Here is a 713-nt window from a genome sequence, read left to right as displayed (position 1 = left end):
TCCAGGTACTTGTTGAAATCATGTTCCAGCCCCGGCACGTCGGTGGCGATGCGGCTGATGGTCGAGTTCTCGATCCACAATTCCAGCGGCGAATCCAGCACGCCGTACTTGCGCGCGAAGGGGATGGTGCTGCGGAAGGTGCCCTTGAATTTCACATGGCCATTGATGTCTTCGCTGTGGGTGGCAATTTCGCCGGGGGCGAGGTCGAAGTTGCCGACGCCATTGATGTCGGTCCACTTCTTGATGCTGCTCATCGGCGTTTCGAACCATGAGCCGTGGTCGTCCTTGAAACTCAGCGTGGTCGCTTGGGACATGCGCTGGATCAGGTGACTGTTGAGCCCGGCGATGCGCTGCGGGGTGATGCTGAAAGTGTCGTAGAAGTAGTCGCCGTAATCCTTGAACAGCAGCGACTTCTTCCAGTTTTCCGCCATGACCGCTTGCAGCGCACGAACGAACTCCGGGCCGTCGGGGCGTGGGTTGAGCAGGGTGGAAGAGTCGTAGAAGAAAATGTACAGATCGCTATCGGCAATTGCTTCGGACAGCGCTGCGGTGCTTTCCAGGTCCAGGCGCCGGGCGCTGAACTGGAAGCGTGGATGTTCACCGGCCTGTTCGGCAATGGCGCCGGTCAGGGCTTCGTAGTCGGCAGTATGGCCGAGCATGACCTCCGCCGAGTCGAGGCCGGCGAGGGCTGGGTGATGTTCGAGGTAGTAAAG

Annotated in this window: 1 protein-coding gene; it reads right to left on the bottom strand. The window is 59.6% G+C overall.

Annotation, left to right across the window (positions count from 1 at the left end; genetic code table 11):
* The coding region (locus J5M71_RS26205) for a leucyl aminopeptidase (RefSeq protein ID WP_207838359.1) at positions 1–713 on the bottom strand (713 nt) is incomplete at both ends.

Source organism: Pseudomonas sp. 43(2021) (assembly GCF_017490805.1).
In the GTDB taxonomy this organism is placed as follows: Bacteria; Pseudomonadota; Gammaproteobacteria; order Pseudomonadales; family Pseudomonadaceae; genus Aquipseudomonas.
This window is presented reverse-complemented; position numbering and strand designations above follow the sequence as displayed.